The following is a 19,589-nucleotide window of genomic DNA, read 5'->3' on the forward strand; positions in this document are numbered from 1 at the left end:
CCCCGCCGCGCGGGGGGGGCCGCCCCCGGCCCCCCCCCCGCCCCCCCCCCCCCCCCCCCCCCCGCCCCCCCCCCGGGCCCCCCCGGGGGGGCCGCCCCACGGAGGATGGGGACCGTGATGACGGTGCTGGTGGTCGGTGTGCCGGAGGGCGAGGAACTGGAACGGCTGCGGTCGCGCATCCAGAGCAACCCGCACTTCCAGGTCATCTCCCACGCCCGGGACGCGGCCGTGGCCCTCGCCCACGCCCGGGTCCTGCTCCCCGACATCACGGTCCTCGCCGTGACCGGTGGCCTCGACTCCGACCCGGCGACACGGGAGGTCTTTCGCGGGGTACGCGCCCTCGACCCGCCGGGCGGGGTCATCCTGCGAGCCGGCGCCGACACCCTCGTCGCCGAACTGGACGCCGTCGCCACCGAAGGCGCCGTACACGTCGTCCGCGAGGGCGACGCCGACAGCCTGATGCGCGCCCTGCGCACCATCGGGCTGCGCCGGGCGAGCTGCGACCCGGACGAGATGCCCTGACCGGACGGCAGCCGGGCTGCCCGCCGCCGACCTGCCACCACGCCATCCGCGCGTGGGTGGACGCCCCACCGTCCCCGTGGACCATGTGGTGGGGCACCGAATAGCCGGTCAGCGCGTGATGGAACGCCGCCCCTGCCGGTAGGTGACCGGCAGGGGCGACAGACACGTGAGGGAAGCGGGTTTTGCATAGACATGCGTTTCGGTGCATACTCTTCCCATGTCTAAGGTTCTCACCTCCCTGCCCGCCGGCGAGCGCGTCGGCATCGCCTTCTCGGGCGGCCTCGACACCTCGGTCGCGGTCGCGTGGATGCGCGACAAGGGTGCCGTCCCGTGCACCTACACCGCCGACATCGGCCAGTACGACGAGCCCGACATCGGCTCGGTGCCCGGGCGGGCGCAGGCCTACGGGGCCGAGGTCGCGCGCCTGGTCGACTGCCGGGCGGCCCTGGTCGAGGAAGGTCTGGCCGCGCTCGCCTGCGGCGCGTTCCACATCCGCTCCGGCGGTCGTGCCTACTTCAACACCACCCCGCTCGGCCGCGCCGTCACCGGCACGCTGCTGGTCCGGGCGATGGTGGAGGACGACGTGCAGATCTGGGGTGACGGCTCGACGTTCAAGGGCAACGACATCGAGCGGTTCTACCGCTACGGCCTGCTCGCCAACCCCCACCTGCGCATCTACAAGCCGTGGCTCGACGCCGCCTTCGTGTCCGAGCTGGGCGGGCGCAAGGAGATGTCGGAGTGGCTGGTCGCCCACGGGCTCCCCTACCGGGACAGCACCGAGAAGGCGTACTCGACCGACGCCAACATCTGGGGCGCCACCCACGAGGCCAAGACGCTGGAGCACCTGGACACCGGTGTGGAGTCCGTCGAGCCGATCATGGGCGTGCGGTTCTGGGACCCCTCCGTCGAGATCGCCGCCGAGGACGTGACGATCGGCTTCGACCAGGGCCGCCCGGTGACGATCAACGGCAAGGAGTTCTCCTCGCCGGTCGACCTGGTCATGGAGGCGAACGCGATCGGCGGCCGGCACGGCATCGGCATGTCGGACCAGATCGAGAACCGGATCATCGAGGCGAAGAGCCGCGGCATCTACGAGGCCCCCGGCATGGCCCTGCTGCACGCCGCGTACGAGCGCCTCGTCAACGCCATCCACAACGAGGACACCGTCGCCCAGTACCACAACGAGGGGCGGCGCCTCGGCCGCCTCATGTACGAGGGCCGCTGGCTGGACCCGCAGGCCCTCATGGTCCGCGAGTCGCTCCAGCGCTGGGTCGGTTCGGCGGTCACCGGCGAGGTGACCCTGCGGCTGCGCCGCGGTGAGGACTACTCGCTGCTGAACACCACGGGCCCGGCCTTCAGCTACCACCCGGACAAGCTCTCGATGGAGCGCACCGAGGACTCGGCGTTCGGCCCCGTGGACCGGATCGGTCAGCTCACGATGCGCAACCTCGACATCGCCGACTCGCGCGCCAAGCTGGAGCAGTACGCCGTCCTCGGCATCGTCGGCACGACCCGCCCCGCGCTGGTCGGCGCCGCCCAGGCCGCCGCCACCGGCCTGATCGGCACCATGCCGGAGGGCGGCGCGGAGGCCATCGCCTCCCGCGGTGAGGTCTCCGGCGACGACGAGCTGCTGGACCGCGCCGCGATGGAGTTCGGCACCGACTGATCCGGTCGCCGAGCCAGGCCCCGGGAGACGCGCACGTCGGTGCGCGTCGCCCCCCGGACGTGGTGGAGAAGTACGAGCCGGGCCCGCACGGCGGGCCCGGCTCCTCCATGTCGTGGGGCGGGAGCGGCTGGTGGCCACGGTCCGTCACCGCGAGGTGAGTTGCGGGGGCGCCTTTTCGAATGGCGAACTTTTACAGAAAACAGTCGATATATGCCGTGTCTCGTACCGATATCCGGCGTCACGTGAAGAACACTTGTCGGCGGTCACGCGTCAACGGATTTCCACGAAAGGAGCAACTCGAAGAAACAGTTCGGCTGTCTCGCATCCGAATCCGGAGGTATCTCGATGCCCCACTCCACGACGGACGCCCGCAAAGCCCCATTTCGCCGAAAAACCGCTCGACTCGCCACTCCGATCCTGCTCCTCGTCACCCTCGCAACCCCCGCCGGCGCCGTGGTTCCGGCGCACGCGGCCCCCGTTGAGGTGGCCCCCGCCTACGGCAACAAGGCACTGGCCGTGGCGGCTTCCAAGAAGGGCGCACCGTACGCGCGCGGCGCGACGGGCCCCGAACGCTTCGACTGCTCCGGATTGATGCTCTACGCCTTCCGGAAGGCCGGCAAGAAACTCCCGCGCACCGCCGAGCAGCAGTACGAACACACCCGGCCCGTCCCTTCCGTGCAACGGGCCGCAGGAGACCTGGTGTTCTTTCCCAAGGGCTCGACCGTGGAACACGTCGGCATCTACGCCGGCAACGACAAACTCTGGCACGCACCCCGTCCGGGCACCTCGGTGCGCCTGGAACGCATTTGGACCGGCAACGTCCGCTACGGCCGCGCCACATGACACGTCGGACTCCTCCGCCGTCTCCGAGCGCCTCGTCGAGATCGGCGACAAGGGTCCCCGATCGCCCGCCACACAGCCGTGGTTGCCGCCGGCGCGTGCAGCGCCGGGCCGCTGTCCGGCCGCGGGGCCGGCCCTGCGTACGCGACGGAGCGCGGTCGGCGCCTACGCGGCGTCCGCCCCGACGGCCGCGCGCACCGCATCCAGGGCGCCCCTCGCCGATCGGCCCGTGGCGTCGAATTCCGGCGAGGGCAGGCCCGCCGCCGTGACGTCGAGGTTCCGGGCGGCCGCGCGCAGGTCGGCCGCGGAGAGGCCCGAGGCCGCGTACGGGCGCAGCGGCGTGATCGCGCCGCGCAGCCGGTCCGGCAACCGGCGCTCCTCGCGGGCGAGCCACACGAACAGGACGGTCCGCGGGCATGCGCCGGAGTCTGGGGCGGCCTTGTCGGCGCGCCCGTGATCGCGCAGGTGTCGAGGCCTGCGCCGGCGTCGGGGCCCGGGTCGGCCGGTGGGGCCGACCCGGGGGTCACGCTCAGACGAGGTCGAACCGGTCCAGGTTCATGACCTTGTTCCACGCGGCGACGAAGTCCTTGACGAACTTCTCCTTCGCGTCGTCGCTCGCGTAGACCTCCGCGACCGCGCGCAGCTCGGAGTTCGAGCCGAAGACGAGGTCCGCGCGGGTGCCGGTCCACTTGACCTCGCCCGTGGCGGAGTCGCGGCCCTCGAACGTGTTCGCGTCCTCGGACGTCGCCGTCCAGGTGGTGCCCAGGTCGAGCAGGTTGGAGAAGAAGTCGTTCGTCAGCGACTCGGGCGTCGTGGTGAGCACGCCCGCCGACGACCCCTGGTGGTTCGCGCCGAGCACGCGCAGCCCGCCGACGAGGACGGTCATCTCGGGGGCGCTCAGGGTCAACAGGTTCGCCCGGTCGATGAGCAGGTACTCGGCCGGCAGCCGGTTGCCCTTGCCGAGGTAGTTGCGGAAACCGTCGGCGGTCGGCTCCAGAGCCGCGAACGACTCCACGTCCGTCTGCTCCTGGGAGGCGTCCACCCGGCCCGGGGTGAAGGGGACCCGTACATCGAAGCCCGCGTTCTTGGCGGCCTGTTCGACGGCGGCGCCGCCGCCCAGCACGATCAGGTCGGCGAGCGAGACCTGCTTGCCGTCCGTGCGACCGGAGTTGAAGGACTCCCGGATGCCTTCCAGCGTGCGCAGCACCGTCGCCAGCTCGTCGGGGTTGTTGACCTCCCAGCCGCTCTGCGGTTCCAGGCGGACGCGCGCACCGTTGGCGCCGCCGCGCTTGTCGCTGCCGCGGAACGACGAGGCGGACGCCCACGCCGCGGACACGAGCGCGGACACCGACAGGTCCGAGGCGAGGATCCGGCGCCCCAGGTCGGCGACGTCCTGCGCGTCGACGAGCGCGTGCGACAGCGCGGGGAGCGGGTCCTGCCACAGCAGCGTCTCGGACGGGACCTCCGGGCCCAGGTAGCGCACGACCGGACCCATGTCTCGGTGCGTCAGCTTGAACCACGCGCGGGCGAAGGCGTCGGCGAACTCGGCCGGGTTCTCGTGGAAGCGCCGCGAGATCTGCTCGTACGCCGGGTCGACGCGCAGGGAGAGGTCGGTCGTCAGCATCGTCGGGGCGTGGGTCTTGGACGCGTCGTGCGCGTCGGGAACGGTGCCCGCCCCGCCGTTGTCCTTCGGCCGCCACTGGTGCGCGCCGGCCGGGCTCTCGAACAGTTCCCACTCGTATCCGAAGAGGATGTCGAAGAAGGTGTTGTCCCAGGTCACCGGGGTGTTCGTCCAGATGCCCTCAAGGCCGCTGGTGATCGTGTCCCCGCCCTTGCCGGTGCCGAAGGTGTTGCTCCAGCCCAGGCCCTGCTGCTCGATGGACGCGGCCTCGGGGTCGTTGCCGACGTGGTCCGCGGGGCCCGCGCCGTGGGTCTTGCCGAAGGTGTGGCCACCCGCGATGAGGGCGACCGTCTCCTCGTCGTTCATCGCCATGCGACGGAACGTCTCGCGGATGTCGCGCGCCGCGGCGAGCGGGTCGGGGGTGCCGTTCGGGCCCTCGGGGTTGACGTAGATCAGGCCCATCTGGACCGCGCCGAGCGGGTTCTCCAGCTCGCGGTCCCCGGTGTAGCGCTCGTCGTCGAGCCAGGTCGTCTCGGGGCCCCAGTAGACGTCCTCGTCGGGCTCCCACACGTCCGCACGGCCGCCGGCGAAGCCGAAGGTCTCGAAGCCCATCGACTCCAGGGCGACGTTGCCGGTGAGGATCATGAGGTCGGCCCAGGAGATGTTCTGGCCGTACTTCTTCTTCACCGGCCACAGCAGGCGGCGGGCCTTGTCGAGGTTGCCGTTGTCCGGCCAGCTGTTGAGGGGCGCGAAGCGCTGCTGCCCGGCGCCGGCGCCACCGCGGCCGTCGCTGATGCGGTAGGTGCCCGCGCTGTGCCACGCCATGCGGACCATGAACGGCCCGTAGTTGCCGAAGTCGGCCGGCCACCAGTCCTGCGAGTCCGTCAGGACCTCGGCGATGTCCCGCTTCACGGCCGCGAGGTCGAGGTTGTTGAACGCCTCGGCGTAGTCGAACTCCTCGCCGAGCGGGTTGGCCACGGCGGGGTTCTTGGCGAGGATCTTCAGGTTGAGCCGCTCGGGCCACCACTGGCGGTTTCCACCACCCTGGGTCGGGTGCGCGGCGCGCTCGTGCGCGACCGGGCAGCCACCTCCGCCCTCGTTCGTCTTCGCGTCTACGACGATTGCGTCATGGTTCTCAGACATGGGAATCCTTCCGGGCCAAGCGGATCACGATGCTTGGGAGCTGCGGGCGGCGGAACTGCGAAACATGGGCCTCGTCTCGCGCGGTGCTGAAATCTTCCTGTCCCTTGGCCATCGACGGAACCGATCCTACGATGGACGGAATCCAAGTCAAGAAGAAGACCAGACCCATATCCCATCGGGTCCCGGACAGGCCGATACACTCCGGGCTCCCACCGAACCTGAAAAGGTGAGCCGATATGAGTGACCTGCTGGAGCGACTGCGGGGGCGTGGCTGGCGGATGACCTCCCAGCGACGTGTCGTGGCGGAGGTACTCGACGGGGACCACGTGCACCTGACGGCCGACGAGGTGCACGCCCGCGCGGTGGAGCGGCTGCCCGAGATCTCGCGGGCGACCGTCTACAACGCGCTGGGTGAACTGGTCCTCCTGGGCGAGGTCAGGGAGTTGTCCACCGACGGGCGGGCGAAGCGCTACGACCCCAACGCGCACCACCCGCACCACCACCTGGTGTGCTCCGGCTGCGGGACCATCCGCGACGTCCATCCGACGGGCACCCCCCTGTCGGACCTTCCGGCGCAGGAGCGGTTCGGGTTCACCGTTTCCAAGGTGGAGGTCACCTACCGAGGTCTGTGTCCCTCCTGCGCGTAGTCGATCACGCGCGGTGACCCCGTCGCGATTGACGGCGGGGTCGAAACATATGACACTCGAAGTGCAACTTGTATCGCCTCACGTGGTCGAGGGGTCGACATGCCAGTCACCGTCGAGACTCACGGGTCCCCGGGCGTCCAGCCCGCCGACCCGGACGCCGCAGCGCGGCCGCGCCCGCCCGTACGAGCCGCCCCGACCCGGGCGGCCCGGCGCGCCGAAGCCGTCGCCTACGCGACGGCGGGCCTGGTCATGGGGGGGATCTGGGCCCTCGGCGGGGACACTCCGCCCGCCGAACACGCACTGCGCGTGCCGGCCGTCCTCGCGGTGGCCGCGGTGGCCATGACCGTCAACGGCCGCCGACGGGCCCGACCGGGGTCGCCCCGGGACAAGCGGCTGGTGCGCGCGCTCCTGGCGGCGAAGGTGCTGCTGGTCGCCGGCGCGCTCCTCCTCGACTGGATCCTGGGCACATGGCTCGCCGAGCCGAGCCTCGTCACCGCCGGCTGTCTGTTCGTCCTCGTGGCCGCGGGCGGGCCCGCCCTGCACACGAGACTCTCCGGCCACCGTCGTACCGCGCGCCCCGACCCGGGACTACCGACCCGGGCCCGCTGAACCCCCCACCGGATCCGCCGCCGCCAGCAGGGCGTGCACCGAGGCCTCCATGGCGCGGTGCGCCGCCTCGACGTCGAGTCCGCTGCTGCGCCAGTGGTACCAGGCGCCCCAGGTGGTCACGGCGTCCAGGCCGTTGAGCAGATCGGCGGCGCGGCCGGCCGGCGCCCGGTCGAGTTCCTCCGCGAAGACCGTCGCCAAGCGCTCGCGGGCCAGGTCCAGCACCTGCCGGATCACCTCGTCGATCCGCTCGGAACGTCGCTCCAGACGCATGGTCGTCAGTTGGGCCGGTGTGATCCATTCCAGGATCCTGGCGCGCTGCTCGGTGAGGGCCTCGACCCGGGCGGTGCGCGAGCCCCGCGTCGGCAGGGGCCGGATCTGTTCGATCAGCTGCTCCAGCCTCCGGGCGATGGCCGTTTCGATCAGCTGGGTCATGTCCGCGAAATGGTGGAACACGAGACGGCGGGACACGCCGGCCCGCTCGGCCACGCGGTCCGCGGCGAAGTGCGTCTCCCCTTCGTCGAGCAGGGCCAGTACGGCGTCCGCGATCTTCACCCGCGACTGCCGTCCGCGCTCCGTGCGGCCGTCCGGGGCGCGGTCCTGCGCCTGCTGAGCCACGTGTTCCACCCTGCTTCCTCACGGCCGTCGATCGACACGGGGATTGTCGCAAATCGTCGAGGCGCGACGCGGGAGCCGGTGAGCGGCCCGGCGGGCACCGGCCGGGTGTCCGGCAGGGCGGCGCGGACCGGGGGGCGCGGGTGAACTGGCCCCGGCGGCACGCTGGTTGAAGGCCCCGGCCGGCAGGCGGGGGGTGGCGCGGACCTACAGTGGACGCCATGACCACACCGGTGCGCGGCAGCCGTTCGTCGTTCGTGCGGGGGATGGCCGCCTCGGCCGCCGTCGTCACGGGTGTCCTCTACGTCCTCGCCCTGCTGCTGATCGGCCTCACCGTGAGCGAGGTGGGGGAGGGGGCGGACTCCACACCCATGCACCAGTGCCGCCACACGTCCCGGCGCCCGCAGGACGCGGTGGTGTCCACGCACGAGGTGCGGTTCGTGCCGCCGGGGATCATGTGCCGCACCACCGACGGGAAGCGCTTCGACAGCGGGGTCGTCTCCGCCGGGTTCCACCTGGCCCTCGGCCTCGCCTTCGCGACCACCGTCGGCTTCACGGCCGCCGCCTTCGTCCAGGCGGACCGGCGGGCGGCGGCGTCGCACCGCGCGTGAGCGGGCCCTCCCGGGACCGCGGCGAGACGGGCCGTCCCGGGTGAGTCACGTCTCACCGGAGCGCCGCGACTTGTCTATGCAACGAGTTGCATAGAAGGATTCGCGGTATGGCGCTCGAACACGCGATCCTCGTCTCGCTGCTGGAGAAGCCGGGCAGCGGCTATGAGCTGGCCCGGCGGTTCGAACGGTCCATCGGCTACTTCTGGACCGCCACCCACCAGCAGATCTACCGCGTGCTCAAGCGCATGGAGAGCGACGGTCTGCTCGCCGTCCGCGAGGTGCCGCAACAGGGCCGCCCGGACAAGAAGGAGTACTCCGTCGCCGCCCCCGGGCGCACCGCGCTGTCCCGGTGGCTGCACGAGCCGATCGAGCCCGAGAGCCTTCGGCACGACCTCGCCGTGAAGATCCGCGGCGCGGCCTTCGACGACCCGGCCGCACTCACGCGCGAGGTCGAACGGCACCGCCAGGTCCACGCCGACCGCCTCGCCCACTACCTCGCCGGGGAACTGCGCGACTTCACCGGCCCCGAGGTTCCCGCGCTCGACGCCGGCCAGGAACTGCAACACGTCGTGCTGCGTGGCGGCATCGCGTACGAACGCATGACCGTCGCCTGGCTCGACGACGTACTCGCCACCGTTCACCGGATCGGCGGGTCCTCCCACCCGGGTGCCTGACCGCGCCCACCCCACGCCCCGCATGCCCGACCCCGCCCCACTCCAGCCGCACCCCCGACCCCTCGGAAGGCGAACCTCCATGGCCGACCCGTTGCTGTTCAACCCGCGCACCTACGACCCGCAGCACTTCGACCCCGAGACCCGCAGGCTGCTGCGCGCCACCGTCGACTGGTTCGAGGAGCGCGGCAAGCGCCGGCTGATCGAGGACTACCGGTCCCGCGCCTGGCTGGGGGACTTCCTCGCGTTCTCCGCGAAGGAGGGCCTGTTCGCCACCTTCCTCACCCCGTCCTGCGCCGCCGCCGGGCAGGAGGACCGGCGCTGGGACACCGCCCGGATCGCCGCCCTCAACGAGATCTTCGGGTTCTACGGGCTCGACTACTGGTACGCGTGGCAGGTGACCATCCTCGGCCTCGGCCCGGTCTGGCAGAGCGACAACGCCGACGCCCGCGGCCGCGCGGCCGAACTCCTCGACCAGGGCGAGGTGTTCGCCTTCGGCCTGTCCGAGAAGACGCACGGCGCGGACATCTACTCCACCGACATGCTGCTGGAGCCCGACGGCGACGGCGGATTCCGGGCGAGCGGCTCCAAGTACTACATCGGCAACGGCAACGCCGCCGGCCTGGTCTCCGTCTTCGGCCGCCGGACCGACGTCGAGGGCCCGGACGGGTACGTCTTCTTCGCCGCCGACAGCCGCCACCCCTCCTACCACCTCGTGAAGAACGTCGTCGACTCCTCCAAGTACGTCAGCGAGTTCCGGCTGACGGACTACCCGGTCGCCCCGCAGGACGTCCTGCACACGGGCCGAGCCGCCTTCGACGCCGCCCTCAACACGGTCAACGTGGGCAAGTTCAACCTCTGCACCGCCTCGATCGGCATCTGCGAGCACGCGATGTACGAGGCCGTCACCCACGCGCACAACCGCGTGCTCTACGGCCGCCCCGTGACCGCCTTCCCGCACGTGCGGCGCGAGTTGAGCGACGCCTACGTCCGCCTCGTGGGAATGAAGCTCTTCAGCGACCGCGCCGTGGACTACTTCCGCTCCGCCGGCCCCGACGACCGCCGGTACCTGCTGTTCAACCCGATGACGAAGATGAAGGTGACCACCGAGGGCGAGAAGGTCATCGACCTCATGTGGGACGTCATCGCGGCCAAGGGCTTCGAGAAGGACACGTACTTCGCCCAGGCCGCCGTCGAGATCCGCGGACTGCCCAAGCTGGAGGGCACGGTCCACGTCAACCTCGCGCTGATCCTCAAGTTCATGCGCAACCACCTGCTCGACCCGGTGGACTACCCGCCCGTCCCGACCCGGCTCGACGCCGCCGACGACGCGTTCCTCTTCCGTCAGGGGCCGGCCCGGGGATTGGGCTCCGTACGCTTCCACGACTGGCGCACCGCCTACGACGCGTACGCCGAGGTCCCGAACGTCGCGCGCCTGCGCGAGCAGGCCGACGCGCTGTGCGAGTTCGTCGCCACCGCCGCCCCCGACGAGGAGCAGAGCCGTGACCTGGACCTGCTGCTCGCCGTGGGCCAGTTGTTCGCCCTCGTGGTCCACGGCCAGCTGATCCTGGAGCAGGCCCGCCTCACCGACCTGGACGAGGACGTGCTGGACGAACTGTTCTCCGTCCTCGTGCGCGACTTCTCCGCCCACGCCGTCGAACTGCACGGCAAGGACTCCGCCACCGAGCAGCAGCAGGGCTGGGCGCTCGGCGCGGTGCGGCGTCCCGTGGTGGACGAGGCACGCTCCGCGCGCGTGTGGGAGCGGGTCGAGGCGCTGTCCGGGACCTACGAGATGGCGCCGTAGGCAGCCCCGGCCCGGGCACCCCACCGGATTCGCCGCTCGGCGAGCCGGTGGGGAGCCGGTGGGGAGCCGTACCGAAGGAGGCCGCGCCTGGGAGGCGGGTGACCAACGGGGCCGCGTCTGCGTCACCATGGTGGCGTGCACCGCTTCCGCTTTCCGCGTTACCTGCTCATATGGGTCTCCTGTACGGCCGCCAGCGTGACCGCCGTCATGGCCACCGTCGACTTCGTGACGGGCTCCACCCGACCCAAGCCCCCGGTCGCCCGGTCCGCGCCGACCGTGTTCCCCTGGCCGACCCCGTCGACGTCGCTCACGGCCTCCGCCTCCGCCTCCGTTTCCGCGAGTGCCTCCCCCTCGCCCTCCGCGCCCGACCCGCAGCCCTCCTCGCCGTCGCCCTCCGCCGTGAGCACGCCGCGCCCACCCGCGCCGAGCGGCCGCGCGGGCGGCGCCTCCTCCACCCCGGGCGGCACACCACGCACCACCTCGGCCCAGAGCTGCGAACGGGGCGGGTCGGGTCCGCACACGGTCCCGTCGACGGGCGGCAAGGCGACGGTTCGGTACGGAAACGAGGGGGTGTGCCTGATCTCGGCGGTTCCGGCGCCCGGATTCAAGGTCGCCACCGCCCAGTCCGCCGACGACACCCTGACCGTCACCTTCAGCGGCAGCGGCCACCGTTCGCAGATCACCGCCACCGTCGTTCCGTCGGCGCGGGCCACCGTGCGAGAGACGTCCTTCTGAGACGGCCCCTTCCGCAGCGGATCAACCATCCGGTCGGAAAAGGCTGTGGAGAATGACACCCGGTTCCTCGATTCCGGCCAAATGGACCGCTGGATAAGGTGTCCCGCATGCCCCGTGTACTCGTCGTCGAGGACGACCCCCGCATTCGCGCGTTCCTGATCGAGATACTGACCGAGCAGGGGTACGCCGTCCACAACACAGGCGACGGTTTCGGCGCCTTGCGGGAAATCACCCGGATGTCCTTCGACGCGGTCGTGCTCGACCTCGGGCTGCCGGACCTGGACGGTGGCGACGCGCTCCGCATGATCAGGGGCATATCCCCGGTGCCCGTCGTGGTCGCCACCGCCCGCGACGACGAGGCGGAGATCATCCGGCTGCTCAACGCGGGCGCCGACGACTACCTGGTCAAACCGTTCTCCGGCGGTCAACTCGTCGCCCGCCTCTCGGCGGTGCTGCGCCGCACGACCGGGACGCACGCCGCGGACCCGAGCGGCGGTCCCCGGCCCGCCACCCCGGCGGACCTGATGCGCCCGGTGTCCGTCGGTCAATTGACGTTGGACCCGGCGGCCCGCACCGCCGTCCTCGCCGGACGGGAACTCCGCTTCACCCGCCGCGAGTTCGACCTCCTGGCCTTTCTCGCCCACCACGCCGGACAGGTCGTCTCCAAACGTCGACTCCTCAGTGAGGTGTGGCGCGAACCCTATGTGGACGACCAGACGGTCGACGTGCACCTCTCCGCCCTGCGGCGCAAACTCGGCGAGAGCGCGGCGGCGCCCCGCTACCTGAGGACCGTGCGGGGAGTCGGCATCAAAATGGTCGAGCCCCGATGAGACGCTCCCTGGCGGGAGTGGCCCTCGCCGTCACCTCCATGGTCGCCCTCTCGTTCCTGATCCCGCTCGCCGTACTGGTCATGTCGTTGGCGAGGGAACAGGGCATCACCGCAGCCGAACAACCGGCCGCCGCCATGGCCCCCATCCTCACCCTGACCACTGACCCCGACGACCTCCGGGAGTCCATGGCGGGCCTGGACCGGGCGGAGCACCTGGCCATCCACCTGCCCGACGCGCGCGAGCTCGGCACCAGCCACGCCCCCGCCGAGCTGCTCGAACGGGCCAAGCGGGGACGGGAGTCCATCTCCCAGGACGTGCCCGGCGGCGGCTGGATCTACCTCCAACCGGTCGTGCTCCCGCACGACCGGGTCGCCGTCGTCGAGAACTTCGTTCCCGAGGACGACCTGACCCGGGGCGTCGCCGCCTCGTGGACCGTGATGCTGGTGCTGGCGGTCGGCCTGCTCATCGGCTCGGTGCTCGTCGCGGATCGCCTCGGCGCGAAGGTCGTCCGGTCCTCGAAGGAACTCGCCCAGGCGTCCTACGTGTTGGGGGAGGGCAACCTCGACACCCGGGTCGTCCCCATGGGGCCGAGCGAACTGCGCGACGCCGGCGTGGCCTTCAACGCCATGGCCGACCGGATGACCGAACTGCTCGCCATCGAACGGGAACTCGTCGCGGACCTCTCCCACCGGCTGCGCACCCCGCTGACGGCCCTGCACCTCGCCACCGAACGGATGGGCTCGAGCCTGGAGTCGGGCAGGGTCGAGGCCGCGGTCGGCGCGCTGGAGGCGGAACTCCAGGCGATCATCACCACCGCCCGGACCCCGCTCGCCATGGGCCCGATGGGCCGCGCCCTGCGCGACACGGGCGACAATGGCGACGCGGGGGTCGCGGGCGGGAAGCGCGCCACGACGCTCACCGTCCCCGGCAAGCCGGCGGGGGAGCGGTGCGAGGCGGCCGAGGTGATCCGCCGCCGGGCCGGCTTCTGGGCCGTACTGGCCGAACAGCAGGGACGGCGCTGCTCGCTGCGCATCGCCGAGGAGGCCACCACCGTCGACCTCGCCCACGACGACGTGGCGGCCGTCGTGGACGCCCTCGTGGGGAACGTCTTCCGGTACACGACCGACGGCACGGAGTTCGCGATCGCCGTGGACCGCACCGCGCAAGCGGTGGAACTGCTGGTCGAGGACGCGGGCCCCGGGATTCCCGACCCCGACCAGGCGTTGACGCGCGGGAGCAGCACCGGTTCGACGGGCCTGGGGCTGGACATCGTCCGGCGGGCGGCCTCGGCGACCGGGGGCACCGTGCGGATCGGGCGGGCCGCCCTGGGAGGCGCGTCCGTACGCGTCACCTTCGGCCTCGCCACCGGCTCCGGATCCACCGGCACCACGCGGCGTTCCCTGCGCGGCCGGCGCCGACGCGGCGGCGCGCGACAGCAGACGGACTGACCCGGCCCGCACCGGCCCCGGGCGCCGGCACCGGCCGGAACGGGCCGGCCCCGACCGGCCCCGAAGCCCCGACGCCGGTCGGGCCACCGGAGTCTGAGCAGTTCCTTAAGGGCACCTGCGGGCTCCCTTCAGAAGCCCTCCGGCGGCCCGTGCGACTCGTACAGTCGTGCGGAGCCGCCCGACACCGGCGCGGTACCACGCTCGTGGCGCGACCCGGCGCGCGCGTCACCCGCCCGTACGGAGGCCCCCGCCATGCGAACCCCCGACCCCCGCATACCCGGCGGCCACCGCGCCGCGCGCCGGCCGCGAGCCCGGCGCGTGGTCCTGGCCGCCGTGGGGACCCTGGCCGCCGGCACGGTGGGGGTGCTCGCCGTGGACCTCACGGGCGACTCGGCGGGGAGCACGCGGACCGCAGACTCCGACGTCCGGGCGGGCTCCCTCCCGTCCGGCGCCCCCGCTACCGGTTCCGCGACGCCGCGGGGCGAACGGCCGACGCGGTCCGCTTCCCCCTCCGCGTCCGCCTCGCCGAGCCCGACCGCCTCCCCTTCCTCCTCGTCGTCCGCCTCGGCGAAAGTCTCCGCGCCCCCCACGGCCGCCGTCCCCCGCGACCCGACCGAGAAGAAGGCGGCTCCGGCTCCCGGCCCCGCCAAGCCGGCCGGCAGGCCCGGGAAGCCCGCACCGGCCGACCCCGTCGCGCCTCCCTCGGGGGCGGCCGCCCAGGTCGTCAACCTGGTGAACGTGGAACGCCGGCAGGCCGGCTGCGGCGACCTGGCGGCGAACACCAAACTGACCGCCGCGGCCCAGTCGTACACCGAGGTGATGGCCCGTTCCGGAGAGCTCTCCCACACCGGGCCCGACGGATCCACCATGTCGGGCCGGATCAGCGCGACGGGCTACACATGGTCCGCGACGGGCGAGAACATCGCCAGGGGACAGGCGAACGCGACCGAGGTCGTCGACTCCTGGATGAAGAGCCCAGGGCACCGCGCGAACATCCTGAACTGCAATTTCACCGAGATCGGCGTCGGCGTCGTGCAAGCCGGGGGCCCGTGGTGGACCCAGGACTTCGCCCGGCCCCGATAGCGGGCCCACGCTGGAGCCGAGCCACGGCCGCCCGCCCCGCTCCCCCGGGGCGGGCGGCCTTCCGCGCACGCCCCTTTACCGGATCCCGCCGGATGCCGGCGGGTCACCCGCACGTCATGACCTGAACGCTTCGCGAAATGCGTTCGAATCCGCGCGCTCCGATTGAATTGCCGCGACCGTGGTCGCTGTTCTCAACAGCGGCCTTTCCGAACGGGGGTCTTATCGAACATCTTTCCCCGCCGTCCGCGTCATGGCGCATTATCGTTCCTCCGTCTGATGAACAACAACGAAACTCCGGACCAGCCGAGTTGGCCCCGTTAAGCTCCCGCCCATCGGTCATAAGATCCCCTCTTTCGATGGCTCGAGGAACTTGATGGCGCAAGAACATTCCCCACCCGCAGCCTCCTCATTCGAGGCAGGGATAAGCTGGACACTTCCCGCGATCGTGGTCGTGGCCGCGACCTGCCTGGTCGGCGCGCTGGTTTCCGCTTCCGGGTCCGCCCCCGTCGTGTGGATCGCGATCGGCGGCGCGTGCACGGTCGCGGCGGTCGCCGAAGCGGTGTTCCGCGGCCGCGCCGCGGCCGCCCGCCGCGCACAGGTCGCCGAACTCCTCACCGCTCTGCGGCGCCAGGAAGCCGAGACGATCCACCTCGCCGACGTACTGCTGCCCGAGGTCATCGACCGGCTGCGTCGCGGCGAGTTCCCCGACGACGTGCTGAACTCGCTCGTCGGCAACCGCGGACACACCGCGCGCTGGAGCGCGGACACCTCAATGACGCCGCAGTTCAAGACCGCCCTGCGGACCGTGCTGGCCCGTGTGGTCGACGCCGTCGACGCCGAGGAGAACCTCCGCGAGTCGGCGCAGCGGGCCTTCGTGAACATCGCCCGCCGCGTGCAGGCCATCGTCCACCAACAGGCCCAGGAAATGCGCGAGATGGAGGACCGGCACGGCAGCAATCCCGACGTGTTCGGCGACCTGCTCCGGCTCGACCACGGTACCGCCCTGGTGGGCCGACTCGCCGACTCGATCTCCGTTCTCGGCGGGGCCCGGCCCGGCCGCCAGTGGAGCCGGGCCGTCCCGCTCTACAGCGTCCTGCGCGGCGCGATGTCCCGCATCATCGACTACCAGCGCGTCGAGCTCCACTCGGTCTCCGAGGTCGCTGTCGTCGGCCCCGCCGTCGAACCGCTGATCCACGCCCTGGCCGAGCTGCTCGACAACGCCACCCGGTACTCGCCGCCCCACACCCGGGTGCACCTGACCGCGGTCGAGGTGCAGTCGGGCATCGCCGTCGAGATCGAGGACGGCGGGGTGAACATGAGCGAGGAGGCCCGCAAGCGGGCCGAACGGATGCTCGCCCAGGCCCAGACCGGCATCGACCTCAACGACCTCGGCGAGACCCCGCGCCTGGGCCTCGCGGTCGTCGGCCGGCTCGCACAGGCCTACGGGTTCCAGATCTCCCTGAGGTCCTCGGCCTACGGCGGGGTGCGCGCCGTACTCATCGTTCCCCAGGACCTGATCACCACGACGTCGGCCGCGACCGGGCTCGCCCACGGCATCGGCGCCTCCTCCGGCCCGCGGGCCGCCGCCCCCAGCCCCCGGCAGCACCCCGTGGACCACCTCTCGGCGCAGGCCTCCGCGCCGCCCCCGCCGCCCGCGACCCGCCCCGTGCCCCCGGCGCGACCCGGCCGCGGCGACGACGCCGTTCCCGTCACCGAGCGCACCGTCACCGGACTGCCGCAGCGGCGGCGCAAGGACCGGGCGGTCGCGCCCGACGCGATGTACGGGTTCCCCTCCCGGACCCCGGCGGACGAGGCGGCGCCCGGCATGTGGCTGGAGGCATTCCACAACGGTCTGTCCGGCACGTCAGGCGGCGAGGACGATGGCCCGGGCTCAGCGAACAAAGGGACGTAAGCAGTGATGCAACAGCGAGTCAGCAGCCTGGACTGGATGCTCAAGGACCTGGCCTCCGGAGTCCCACAGACACGCCACGTGATCGTGCTGTCGGCGGACGGCCTGTGCGTGGCCCAGTACGGGGCCGAGACCGACACGGCGGACCGGCTGGCGGCCGCGTGCGCGGGCCTGCAGAGCCTGGCCGGCGCCGTCGCCTCGGAACTGCCCCGTTCCGAGGGCCGGATGAGGCTGGTCGTCATCGAGATGGACGGCGGCTTCTTCTACCTGATGGCCGCCGGTTCCGGCTCCTACCTGGCGGTACTGGCGGACGAGGGTGTCGACGCCGGCTTGATGGGCGCGCAGATGCGCGACCTGGTGAGCCGGATTGGAGAACACCTGAGCACCCCGCCTCGACACGACGGGCACACCGCGTGAGCGAGCCCCCCGCGGGCTGGGAGGAGGACAGTCCCGAGCGGCTCTACGTCATCACCGGTGGCCGCAGCGGATCGTCCACCTCCACCCGGCTCGACCTCGTCACGCTCGTGGTCGCCAAGGTGGGGGCGCGCCCGGAGATGCAGCCCGAGCACGCGTCGATCCTGCGGATGTGCCAGGCACCGCTGTCGGTGGCCGAGATCTCGGCCTACGTCGGCCTGCCCGTGAGCGTGGTCACCGTCCTGATCGGCGATCTCCTGGCGGGCAAACAGATCCTGGTGCGCCCGCCCGTGCCCGTCGCCAAACTTCCCGACATCGCTCTGATCGAGGCCGTGATCGATGGACTACAGAAGCTCTGACCCGCCGGCACCCGCCGGACCCCGGCACGAGGACATACTGCCGCAGTCGACGGCCACCGCCGTCAAGATCGTCGTCGTCGGCGGCTTCGGCGTGGGCAAGACGACCATGGTCGGCGCGGTCAGCGAGATCAGGCCGCTGACCACCGAGGAGACGATGACCAAGGCGGGCATCGGCGTGGACGACACGCGCGGGGTGGGCCGCAAGACCACCACGACCGTCGCCATGGACTTCGGCCGGATCAGCATCAACGACGAACTCGTGCTGTACCTGTTCGGCACCCCCGGACAGGAGCGCTTCTGGTTCCTGTGGCGGGGGCTGTTCGAGGGCGCCCTCGGCGCCGTCGTCCTCCTCGACACCCGCAGGCTGGAGATCAGCTTCGACGTGATCGGCCGGCTGGAGGAGCGCGGGGTGCCCTTCGTCGTCGCCGTGAACTCCTTCCCGGACGCGCCCGAGCACCCGCTCGAAGAACTCCGCCAGGCCCTGGACCTGCCCCCGGCGGTCCCCATCCTCGTCTGTGACGCCAGGCGCCGGGGCTCGGCCCGCGACGTCCTGCTGACCCTCATGCGCTACCTGCACTCCCAGGCAGCAACCACGGAGGCACTGTGAGTACCAACCCCATCCCGCCGCCCGGGTGCCCCGCGCACGCCGCGGCGGCCCCCGGCGGACTGCGCCGGCTCGACGGACCGGAGGCGGCGTCGGACCCGGCGGGTCTGTACGAGAAGCTCCGCGCGGAACACGGCCCGGTCGCCCCGGTCCTCGTCCAGGGCGAACTGCGGGCCTGGCTCGTCCTCGGCCACCGCGAGAACCTGGACGTGGCCCGCACCCCCTCGCGGTTCGCCCGCGACCCGCGGGGCTGGCGCGACATGCGGGAGGGCAGGGTGCCGGCCGACACCCCGCTGGGCCCCATGGTCGCGTGGGTACCGGTGTGCAACTTCACGGACGGCCCCGTCCACGAGCGTCTGCGCGGCGCCGTCGTGGAGTCCCTGCTGCGCTTCGACAGACGCGGCATCCGGCGCCACGTCACCCGCTTCGCCAACCAACTGATCGACCGGATCGCGGCCGACGGGCGCGCCGACCTGGTCGCCGCCTTCTCGGACCAACTCCCCATGCTCGTCATGACCCAGCTGATCGGCGCACCCGACGAGCACGGCCCCCGGCTGGTCAAGGCGGCCCGTGACATGCTCCAAGGGACCGAGACGGCCCTGGAGAGCGACCGGTACGTCACCGCGACCCTGGAACAACTGCTGCACGCCCGAAAGTCGGTACCCGCCCGCGACCTGGCCTCCTGGCTGCTGGAGCATCCGGCGGACCTCACCGACACGGAGGTGCTCATGCACCTGCGCGTCGTGCTGATCGCGGCGTACGAGACGACCGCGAACCTCATCGCGAACACCCTGCGGACGGTCCTGACCGACCGGCGTTTCCGTGCCAGCCTCTCCGGCGGTCACATGACCCTGCCCGACGCGCTCGAACAGGTCCTGTGGGACGACCCGCCGATCAACACCATCATCGGGCGGTGGGCCACCGGGGACACCCGACTCGGAGGCCGTGACATCAAGGCCGGCGACATGCTGCTGCTCGGCCTGTCGGCGGGCAACGCCGACCCGCAGATCCGGCCGGATCCCGACGCGTCCGTGCACGGCAACCGTTCGCACCTCGCCTTCAGCAGCGGCCCCCACGAATGTCCCGGCCAGGACATCGGCCGAGCCATCGCGGACACCGGCATCGAAGTGCTGCTCAGTCGACTGCCCGACCTGCAACTGGGCGTGCCGGAAAGTGAGTTGCGCTGGCGCGGCACACTCATGTCCCGGCACCTGCTGGCCCTGCCGGTGCGGTTCACCCCGCGCCCCCTGGACGACGGCGCACCCGAGAGCGGTCAACACCCCTTCCCGGAACAGGCCGTCGGGCACCCCCCGCACGCCCCGGCCGGGCCCGTCCCGCCGAGGCCGGCGGTGATGCCCACCGCAACCACCGCAACCCCCACCCACCGCAGGCCGAGCTGGTGGCGACGGCTGCTCGGACTCGGCTGAGCACCTCGCGGCCCGTCCGCCCGGGGCCCGCGCC

The 19,589-nt window shown here is 71.9% G+C and carries 21 protein-coding genes; 17 read left to right on the forward strand and 4 right to left on the reverse strand.

Annotation, left to right across the window (positions count from 1 at the left end):
- The first annotated feature begins 117 nt into the window (after positions 1 to 117).
- The 3 genes from ACIRO3_RS24995 to ACIRO3_RS25005 all read left to right on the forward strand — a co-directional run bounded on the left by ACIRO3_RS24995 (position 118) and on the right by ACIRO3_RS25005 (position 3,031).
- A complete protein-coding gene (locus ACIRO3_RS24995) occupies positions 118 to 522 on the forward strand; it encodes a hypothetical protein (protein WP_404140452.1) in 405 nt (134 codons plus the stop codon).
- Positions 523 to 739: 217 nt separating this feature from the next.
- Entirely contained in the window at positions 740 to 2,188 is a 1,449-nt protein-coding gene (gene argG, locus ACIRO3_RS25000; protein ID WP_361771919.1) for an argininosuccinate synthase, read from the forward strand.
- 345 nt (positions 2,189 to 2,533) lie between these two features.
- On the forward strand, positions 2,534 to 3,031 hold the full coding sequence (locus tag ACIRO3_RS25005; RefSeq protein ID WP_404140455.1) for a C40 family peptidase: 498 nt from the start codon (positions 2,534 to 2,536) through the stop codon (positions 3,029 to 3,031).
- 162 nt (positions 3,032 to 3,193) lie between these two features.
- Here the strand turns inward: ACIRO3_RS25005 and ACIRO3_RS25010 are convergent, their stop codons facing one another.
- Positions 3,194 to 3,424, reverse strand: coding sequence for a hypothetical protein (locus ACIRO3_RS25010; protein WP_404140458.1), 231 nt, complete (start codon positions 3,422 to 3,424; stop codon positions 3,194 to 3,196).
- A gap of 133 nt (positions 3,425 to 3,557) precedes the next feature.
- Entirely contained in the window at positions 3,558 to 5,792 is a 2,235-nt protein-coding gene (katG, locus tag ACIRO3_RS25015; RefSeq protein WP_404140461.1) for a catalase/peroxidase HPI, read from the reverse strand.
- Between the two features lie 236 nt (positions 5,793 to 6,028).
- On the opposite strand from katG, the gene ACIRO3_RS25020 reads away from it, so the two are divergent.
- Together ACIRO3_RS25020 and ACIRO3_RS25025 are read left to right on the forward strand one after the other, a co-directional pair.
- A complete protein-coding gene (locus tag ACIRO3_RS25020; protein WP_361771916.1) occupies positions 6,029 to 6,439 on the forward strand; it encodes a Fur family transcriptional regulator in 411 nt (136 codons plus the stop codon).
- A 99-nt stretch (positions 6,440 to 6,538) separates the two neighbouring features.
- On the forward strand, positions 6,539 to 7,048 hold the full coding sequence (locus ACIRO3_RS25025; protein ID WP_404140464.1) for a hypothetical protein: 510 nt from the start codon (positions 6,539 to 6,541) through the stop codon (positions 7,046 to 7,048).
- Here ACIRO3_RS25025 and ACIRO3_RS25030 read toward each other — a convergent pair.
- Positions 7,028 to 7,672, reverse strand: coding sequence for a TetR/AcrR family transcriptional regulator (locus tag ACIRO3_RS25030; protein WP_404140467.1), 645 nt, complete (start codon positions 7,670 to 7,672; stop codon positions 7,028 to 7,030). The two genes, ACIRO3_RS25025 and ACIRO3_RS25030, sit on opposite strands and share 21 nt — an antisense overlap.
- A gap of 209 nt (positions 7,673 to 7,881) precedes the next feature.
- Here ACIRO3_RS25030 and ACIRO3_RS25035 point away from each other — a divergent pair, with 209 nt between their 5' ends.
- The 3 genes from ACIRO3_RS25035 (at position 7,882) to ACIRO3_RS25045 (ending at position 10,746) form a co-directional block, all read left to right on the forward strand.
- A complete protein-coding gene (locus tag ACIRO3_RS25035) occupies positions 7,882 to 8,271 on the forward strand; it encodes a hypothetical protein (RefSeq protein ID WP_404140470.1) in 390 nt (129 codons plus the stop codon).
- Between the two features lie 107 nt (positions 8,272 to 8,378).
- Entirely contained in the window at positions 8,379 to 8,945 is a 567-nt protein-coding gene (locus tag ACIRO3_RS25040) for a PadR family transcriptional regulator (protein WP_404140473.1), read from the forward strand.
- A 79-nt stretch (positions 8,946 to 9,024) separates the two neighbouring features.
- Complete coding sequence (locus tag ACIRO3_RS25045) at positions 9,025 to 10,746, forward strand: acyl-CoA dehydrogenase family protein (RefSeq protein WP_404140476.1); 1,722 nt, start codon at positions 9,025 to 9,027, stop codon at positions 10,744 to 10,746.
- A gap of 158 nt (positions 10,747 to 10,904) precedes the next feature.
- Here the strand turns inward: ACIRO3_RS25045 and ACIRO3_RS25050 are convergent, their stop codons facing one another.
- A complete protein-coding gene (locus ACIRO3_RS25050) occupies positions 10,905 to 11,153 on the reverse strand; it encodes a hypothetical protein (protein WP_404140479.1) in 249 nt (82 codons plus the stop codon).
- Between ACIRO3_RS25050 and ACIRO3_RS25055 the strand changes: the two genes are divergently transcribed.
- The 9 genes from ACIRO3_RS25055 (at position 11,146) to ACIRO3_RS25095 (ending at position 19,555) form a co-directional block, all read left to right on the forward strand.
- Positions 11,146 to 11,481, forward strand: a complete 336-nt coding sequence (locus ACIRO3_RS25055) for a hypothetical protein (RefSeq protein WP_404140482.1) — start codon at positions 11,146 to 11,148, stop codon at positions 11,479 to 11,481. The two genes, ACIRO3_RS25050 and ACIRO3_RS25055, sit on opposite strands and share 8 nt — an antisense overlap.
- Before the next feature lie 107 nt (positions 11,482 to 11,588).
- Positions 11,589 to 12,311, forward strand: a complete 723-nt coding sequence (locus ACIRO3_RS25060) for a response regulator transcription factor (protein WP_404140485.1) — start codon at positions 11,589 to 11,591, stop codon at positions 12,309 to 12,311.
- Positions 12,308 to 13,759 carry an ATP-binding protein gene (locus tag ACIRO3_RS25065; protein WP_404140488.1) on the forward strand — a complete coding sequence of 484 codons (1,452 nt, stop codon included), beginning with the start codon at positions 12,308 to 12,310 and terminating at the stop codon, positions 13,757 to 13,759. The genes ACIRO3_RS25060 and ACIRO3_RS25065 overlap by 4 nt, the downstream gene beginning before the upstream one ends.
- 252 nt (positions 13,760 to 14,011) lie before the next feature.
- Positions 14,012 to 14,842 (forward strand): CAP domain-containing protein, encoded by an 831-nt coding sequence (locus ACIRO3_RS25070; RefSeq protein WP_404140491.1) that lies wholly within the window; start codon positions 14,012 to 14,014, stop codon positions 14,840 to 14,842.
- A 373-nt stretch (positions 14,843 to 15,215) separates the two neighbouring features.
- Positions 15,216 to 16,754, forward strand: a complete 1,539-nt coding sequence (locus ACIRO3_RS25075) for an ATP-binding protein (RefSeq protein ID WP_361771905.1) — start codon at positions 15,216 to 15,218, stop codon at positions 16,752 to 16,754.
- Positions 16,755 to 16,760: 6 nt separating this feature from the next.
- The gene (locus ACIRO3_RS25080; protein ID WP_361771904.1) at positions 16,761 to 17,168 is read left to right on the forward strand and encodes a roadblock/LC7 domain-containing protein; all 408 of its coding nucleotides are present in this window, start codon (positions 16,761 to 16,763) and stop codon (positions 17,166 to 17,168) included.
- Positions 17,165 to 17,524: a DUF742 domain-containing protein gene (locus ACIRO3_RS25085; RefSeq protein WP_361771903.1), complete on the forward strand. Its 360-nt coding sequence runs from the start codon at positions 17,165 to 17,167 to the stop codon at positions 17,522 to 17,524. The genes ACIRO3_RS25080 and ACIRO3_RS25085 overlap by 4 nt, the downstream gene beginning before the upstream one ends.
- The gene (locus ACIRO3_RS25090) at positions 17,505 to 18,131 is read left to right on the forward strand and encodes an ATP/GTP-binding protein (protein WP_361771902.1); all 627 of its coding nucleotides are present in this window, start codon (positions 17,505 to 17,507) and stop codon (positions 18,129 to 18,131) included. Before ACIRO3_RS25085 ends, ACIRO3_RS25090 begins: the two co-directional genes overlap by 20 nt.
- Positions 18,128 to 19,555, forward strand: coding sequence for a cytochrome P450 (locus ACIRO3_RS25095; protein WP_404140496.1), 1,428 nt, complete (start codon positions 18,128 to 18,130; stop codon positions 19,553 to 19,555). The genes ACIRO3_RS25090 and ACIRO3_RS25095 overlap by 4 nt, the downstream gene beginning before the upstream one ends.
- Positions 19,556 to 19,589 lie beyond the last annotated feature (34 nt).

Source organism: Streptomyces sp. NPDC102278, from assembly GCF_044766345.1.
Lineage (GTDB): Bacteria > Actinomycetota > Actinomycetes > Streptomycetales > Streptomycetaceae > Streptomyces.

Bases quoted from the DNA above. Each gene is read 5' to 3' on its own strand.
- ACIRO3_RS24995 (WP_404140452.1), top strand. From the start codon at position 118: ATGACGGTGCTGGTGGTCGGTGTGCCGGAGGGCGAGGAACTGGAACGG.
- argG (WP_361771919.1), top strand. From the start codon at position 740: ATGTCTAAGGTTCTCACCTCCCTGCCCGCCGGCGAGCGCGTCGGCATC.
- ACIRO3_RS25005 (WP_404140455.1), top strand. From the start codon at position 2,534: ATGCCCCACTCCACGACGGACGCCCGCAAAGCCCCATTTCGCCGAAAA.
- katG (WP_404140461.1), bottom strand. From the start codon at position 5,792: ATGTCTGAGAACCATGACGCAATCGTCGTAGACGCGAAGACGAACGAG.
- ACIRO3_RS25020 (WP_361771916.1), top strand. From the start codon at position 6,029: ATGAGTGACCTGCTGGAGCGACTGCGGGGGCGTGGCTGGCGGATGACC.
- ACIRO3_RS25025 (WP_404140464.1), top strand. From the start codon at position 6,539: ATGCCAGTCACCGTCGAGACTCACGGGTCCCCGGGCGTCCAGCCCGCC.
- ACIRO3_RS25035 (WP_404140470.1), top strand. From the start codon at position 7,882: ATGACCACACCGGTGCGCGGCAGCCGTTCGTCGTTCGTGCGGGGGATG.
- ACIRO3_RS25040 (WP_404140473.1), top strand. From the start codon at position 8,379: ATGGCGCTCGAACACGCGATCCTCGTCTCGCTGCTGGAGAAGCCGGGC.
- ACIRO3_RS25045 (WP_404140476.1), top strand. From the start codon at position 9,025: ATGGCCGACCCGTTGCTGTTCAACCCGCGCACCTACGACCCGCAGCAC.
- ACIRO3_RS25060 (WP_404140485.1), top strand. From the start codon at position 11,589: ATGCCCCGTGTACTCGTCGTCGAGGACGACCCCCGCATTCGCGCGTTC.
- ACIRO3_RS25065 (WP_404140488.1), top strand. From the start codon at position 12,308: ATGAGACGCTCCCTGGCGGGAGTGGCCCTCGCCGTCACCTCCATGGTC.
- ACIRO3_RS25070 (WP_404140491.1), top strand. From the start codon at position 14,012: ATGCGAACCCCCGACCCCCGCATACCCGGCGGCCACCGCGCCGCGCGC.
- ACIRO3_RS25075 (WP_361771905.1), top strand. From the start codon at position 15,216: ATGGCGCAAGAACATTCCCCACCCGCAGCCTCCTCATTCGAGGCAGGG.
- ACIRO3_RS25080 (WP_361771904.1), top strand. From the start codon at position 16,761: ATGCAACAGCGAGTCAGCAGCCTGGACTGGATGCTCAAGGACCTGGCC.
- ACIRO3_RS25090 (WP_361771902.1), top strand. From the start codon at position 17,505: ATGGACTACAGAAGCTCTGACCCGCCGGCACCCGCCGGACCCCGGCAC.